Source organism: Frankia sp. CoWAU3, assembly GCF_977971855.1.
In genome coordinates this window covers 30763-35735 of the sequence record NZ_CDWWXB010000008.1, presented here as the reverse complement: position 1 = coordinate 35735, position 4973 = coordinate 30763, and the positions used below count along the sequence as shown (strand labels likewise).

At 71.7% G+C, this 4973-nt stretch carries 5 protein-coding genes and 1 pseudogene; 5 read left to right on the top strand and 1 reads right to left on the bottom strand.

The window, feature by feature from the left end:
* Positions 1 to 243 precede the first annotated feature (243 nt).
* From AC08ON_RS02040 to AC08ON_RS02030, 3 genes and pseudogenes are all read left to right on the top strand, one after another.
* Positions 244 to 1428: an acetyl-CoA C-acetyltransferase gene (locus AC08ON_RS02040; RefSeq protein WP_476607432.1), complete on the top strand. Its 1185-nt coding sequence runs from the start codon at positions 244 to 246 to the stop codon at positions 1426 to 1428.
* Between the two features lie 26 nt (positions 1429 to 1454).
* A pseudogene (locus AC08ON_RS02035) lies at positions 1455 to 1589 on the top strand (cupin domain-containing protein); the annotation flags it as partial.
* Between the two features lie 64 nt (positions 1590 to 1653).
* A complete protein-coding gene (locus AC08ON_RS02030) occupies positions 1654 to 1986 on the top strand; it encodes a cupin domain-containing protein (protein ID WP_476607431.1) in 333 nt (110 codons plus the stop codon).
* Here the strand turns inward: AC08ON_RS02030 and AC08ON_RS02025 are convergent.
* Positions 1936 to 3468 carry an ATP-binding protein gene (locus tag AC08ON_RS02025; protein WP_476607430.1) on the bottom strand — a complete coding sequence of 511 codons (1533 nt, stop codon included), beginning with the start codon at positions 3466 to 3468 and terminating at the stop codon, positions 1936 to 1938. The genes AC08ON_RS02030 and AC08ON_RS02025 overlap by 51 nt on opposite strands.
* A gap of 227 nt (positions 3469 to 3695) precedes the next feature.
* Here AC08ON_RS02025 and AC08ON_RS02020 point away from each other — a divergent pair, with 227 nt between their 5' ends.
* Together AC08ON_RS02020 and AC08ON_RS02015 are read left to right on the top strand one after the other, a co-directional pair.
* Positions 3696 to 4019: an MTH1187 family thiamine-binding protein gene (locus AC08ON_RS02020; protein ID WP_011438060.1), complete on the top strand. Its 324-nt coding sequence runs from the start codon at positions 3696 to 3698 to the stop codon at positions 4017 to 4019.
* Positions 4020 to 4152: 133 nt separating this feature from the next.
* The coding region (locus AC08ON_RS02015) for a thioredoxin family protein (protein ID WP_476616353.1) at positions 4153 to 4973 on the top strand (821 nt) is incomplete at its 3' end.

The window sequence follows — 4973 nt, the reverse complement described above, 5'->3', positions numbered from 1 at the left end:
CCTGCGGCCAGCTGTCCTGACGGTCCCTGTCAGGACGGTCCGCTTCTCCTGGCCGTCCCGCGGGTCCGGCTAGGTGCTCTTGTCCCTGAGGGGCCAGAATCGCGGCCGGGAATCTCAGACGTGACCAAGCTATTATATCAGCAACGGCCGTTCTCGAGGCTGCCGCCACGAGACGACGTCACCGCATGCCGTGTGCCGGCGCCGTCCCGGTCCGAAGATCTTCCTGGAGATGAGGAGGCATCCATGCCTGGTTCCGTGATCGTGGCCGGAGCGCGGACACCGTTCGGGAAACTGTCGGGCGGGCTGAAGGGCTTCACCGCGACGGATCTTGGTGGCATCGCGGTCTCGGGTGCCCTCGCGCGGGCCGGCCTGCCCGGCGACGCGGTCGATTATGTGATCATGGGGCATGTGATCCAGGCCGGCGCGGGTCAGATCACCGCCCGGCAGGCGGCGGTCGCCGCCGGCATCCCGCTGTCGGTGCCCGCCATCACGATCAACAAGGTCTGCCTGTCCGGCCTCGACGCGATCGCCCTAGCCGACACGTACATCTCCAGCGGGGAGTTCGACCTCGTCGTCGCCGGTGGGATGGAGTCCATGACCGGCGGCCCGCACCTGCTGCGCTCGCTGCGCTCCGGGGTGAAGTACGGCCGGGCCGAGCTGCTCGACGCCACCGAGCACGACGCGCTGTTCTGCGCCTTCGACCAGATCGCGATGGGGGCGAGCACCGAGCGGTACAACGCGGGGCTCGGCATCGGCCGGGCCGAGCAGGACGCGTTCGGCGCCCAGTCGCATCAGCGGGCCGCCGCCGCCACCAAGAACGGGCTGTTCGGCGACGAGATCGTCCCGGTCGCGGTGCCGCAGCGCCGCGGCGAGCCGCTGGTCGTCAACCAGGACGAGGGCGTGCGTCCCGACACCACCGTCGAGGTGCTCGCGAAGCTGCGGCCGGCCTTCGACGGCAACGGCACGATTACCGCGGGTTCGTCGTCGCCGATCTCCGACGGCGCCGCCGCCGTCATCGTGGCGAGCCGGGCGAAGGCCGAACAGCTCGGCCTGCCGATCCTCGCGGAGGTCGGTCACCACGGCTTCGTGGCCGGTCCGGACACCTCCCTGCAGTCCCAGCCCTCGCGCGCCATCCTCGCAGCGCTGGCCAAGGAGCGGCTCACCCCGGTTGATCTCGACCTCGTCGAGATCAACGAGGCTTTCGCCGCGGTCGCCATCCAGTCCATGCGCGACCTCGGGATCGGCCCGGAGATCACCAACGTCAACGGCGGCGCGATCGCGATCGGTCACCCCGTCGGAGCCTCCGGTGCCCGGATCGCCCTGACCCTGGCCAACGAGCTGAAACGCCGCGGCGGCGGGATCGGGGCCGCCGGTCTCTGCGGCGGCGGCGGCCAGGGAGACGCCTTGGTGCTGCGCGTTCCGGCGTGACGGCAGGCCTCGGGGAGGCTCCCGCGATGACCCGCATCGACGACCCCGCGACGCTGGCCGACGACCTGGTGCGGGAGCTCGGTCTCGAAGCACATCCCGAGGGCGGCTGGTACCGCCGGACCTGGGCCAGTCCCGACCAGATCGACGCACATGGCGGCAGGCGCCCCGTCATGACGTCCATCCTGTTCCTGCTGCGTCCGGGAGAGGTGTCCCGCTGGCATCCGGGTGGCCTCGGCCGAGATCTGGCTCTGGCAGGGCGGTGGGGCCCTCGATCTCACTCTCGGCGGGCCGGGCCGGGCGCCGGTCGCCGCCGACCGGCGGATCCTCGGACCCGATCCGGCCGCGGGCCAAGCGCCGCAGCTCGTCGTGCCGGCCGGCGAATGGCAGACCGCGCTCCCGCGCGATGGACAGCACGTCCTGGTCGGCTGCGTGGTGGCGCCTGGCTTCGACTTTCTGGACTTCGAGCTCTTCCCCGCATCAGGCGCCGTTCGGGGCGGCCTGGTCAGGTCAGCTCGGGGCGGTCATCGCGGTGGTGAGCGCGGCTGCCGCGGCGACTAGGGCGCCGGGATCCAGCGGGATCTTCAGGACGTCCACGGCGCCGGCTCGGCGCAGGTACGCCCGCTCGCGGGGGTCGGCGTCCTCGCTGAGGACCAGGGTCGGGATGACGCCGGCGGTCGGGTCCGCCGCGAGCTGGGCGAGCAGCTCGGCCGCGGTCGTGTCGGGCAGGTCCCGGTCGAGCAGGATGAACGCTGGCCGGGCCCCCCGCACCGCGTCGAGGGCGAGACCGGCGCGGGGAACGGTCACGGTGTCCGCAGCCAGGAAATCGGTGAGGGTCTCGGCGACCAGGGAACGCAGGGCGGGATCGCCGCTGACGTGCACGACCCGCAGGCCGCCGGGTGCGGGAGGACGGCCGAGGGTGACCGTGCCGGACTCGCCGGAGTGACCTGGGAGACCACCGTAACTGCCCCCGAATCCGCTGTCATCATCGAGATCCTCGAAACGCAGGTCGACCGCGTCGAGCACGACGGCGAACACGCTTCCCACGCCGTACCGGCTGGCGACGGTAAGCACCCCGCCCATCGCCGTGACCAGGGCGTGGGACAGCGCGAGGCCCAGCCCGCTGCCCTCGATTCCGCTGCGCTCGGCGCCGAGGCGCTCGAAGGGCCGGAACAGTCGGTCGATCGCCCGGGGGGAGAGCCCCGTCCCGTCGTCCTCGACCTCGATACGGATCCGCGAGCCGGTGATGGGCACGATGCCGACGCGCACGCTGCCGCCCTCCCGGCCGTACTTCAGCGCGTTACCGACAAGGTTGAGCAGGACCTGCCACAGGCGGCGGCGGTCCGCGTCGGCGACGAGCGGCAGCGCCGGATGGATCACCCGCCGGATGCTGCGCTGCGCCGCGAGCGGTTCGACGAGCTCCACCACGCCCTGGACGATGTCGAGGACGTTGACCGGCCCCTTGTTGATGTCCCCTCGGCCCGCGCGGAGCCTGGCCAGGTCCAGCACGTCATCGATCAACGCCTGCATGTGGCGGCCACCGGTGATGATGCGCTCGACGTCGTCGTGGAGGTCGGGGGTGAGCGGTTCGAGTTCCAGCAGCTGCGCGAAGCCCAGCATGGCGTTCAGCGGGGTCCGCAGTTCGTGGCCGAGCCGGGCGATCAGTTCGTCCTTGGCCCGTGACTCGTTCTCGGCGACCTCGCGGGCGCGCTGGTCGCTGGTGTCCCGAGCGACGACGACCAGCCCGCCCTCCGGGTCGACCCGGACCGTCACGTGATGGGGCACGGTGGCCCCGGCCAGGTCGACGAGTCCCACCGAGCCACGCCACTGCCCGGTCCGCCCCAGCGCGGCCTTCACCGCCTCACCGAGAGCGAGGCGGAACGCGGGATCGACGACGTCGACAAGATCGCGCAGATGGGGGATGCGGGGAACCCGGTCACCGAGGAAGGCACGGGCGGCGGCACCCATGTCGGTGACACGACCATCCGCGCCGACGACCACAGCCAGGTCCGTCAGCGCGTCGAGCAAGATGCGTGACCCCACCTACGCCTCATTATCCGTCTTCTTCCACCCCACGGCGGGCAATGGTAGGGCGTACCGTCAGAGACCGTTGTTCCGGGTTTGCTCAACTGGATCGCCGGCCGGTTTTCCGGCGACGTTTCGTGACATGCAAATAGCTTACCGACGACCTCGGTGCGTCGGCGTAGCAGGGTAGTGGCCCTGCGTTGTTCGATGCGCGGTGAGCGGACTGTCGTGATAAGTCTGACCGCATGCTTGTTGCCTTCAGTGTCACGCCCATCGGTCAGGGCGAGGGGGTCGCGGATCTGGTCGCCGAGGCGGTCCGGATAGTGCGGGCCAGTGGGCTGCCCCATGAGACGACCGCCATGTTCACCACGATCGAAGGCGAGTGGGACGAGGTGATGGACGTCGTCCGCCGGGCCACCGAGGCGGTCTCGGCCCGTGCTGGCCGGGTGAGTCTGGTGCTGAAGGCCGATCTTCGCCCGGGAGTCACCGACGCTCTGCACACGAAGGTCGCCGCGATCGACCGGTTGCTGGCCGGGGGCGAGACCGGCGCGGACGCCACTGATCGTTGACCGCGGCCGGCGGCCCGCGGCCCGCGGCCCGGATTGGGCGTCTGTGTCCGACCCCGGGCGAGGCGGACATGAGGACCGGAAAAGTCGTCCGGTGCCGAGCCCACTGACCGCGACCAGATGCCACGATGGAGGCATGCAACGTAGGCCACCAGTCCCATCCAGATCGCCGCGCGGTGCGGGAGGCGCGGGACGTCTGCCCGAAAGCCTCGGCGGTCTGCGCCTCGCCGGCGCCGTCCCGCTCGACCCCAAGCCGGCGACCCCGCCTCCCCCCGCCAGCAGCGCCGCCACGGCCGCGCCGGCCGCTCGTCCCGGCGCGCCAGCCGGGCCCGTGGTCATCGACGTCACCGAGGCGAGCTTCGCCACTGACGTGGTCAGCCGGTCGATGCAGGTTCCCGTAGTGCTGGACTTCTGGGCCTCTTGGTGCGGCCCGTGCAAGCAGCTCAGCCCGATCCTGGAGAAGCTCGCCGCGGCGGACGGCGGCCGGTGGATCCTCGCCAAGATCGACGTCGACGCGAACCCGGGCCTCGCGCAGGCCGCCGACGTGCAGGGCATCCCCGCGGTGAAGGCGGTGATCGGCGGGCGGATCATCGGAGAGTTCACCGGCGCCGTGCCCGAACGGGAGGTGCGGAGCTGGCTCGATCAGCTGCTCTCCCTGGTCGGCGAGGCGATGGGCGCAGTCCCGGGCGCGGCAGCCGCGGGCGGCCCCGCCCGTGACCCACATGTGGCGGCGGCCGAGGCGGCGCTTGCCCGTGGCGACTTCGACACCGCGGTCGAGTCCTACCGCATCCGGCTCACCGAGGCGCCCGCGGATCCCGAGGCCCTGACCGGGCTCGCGCGGGCCGAACTGCTGCGCCGGGTGCATGGGTACGATCCGGTGGACGTCCGCAACCGGCTGGTGGCGAATCCGGACGACGTCGAGGCCGCGGTTGCCGCGGCCGACCTGGGCATCGCGCA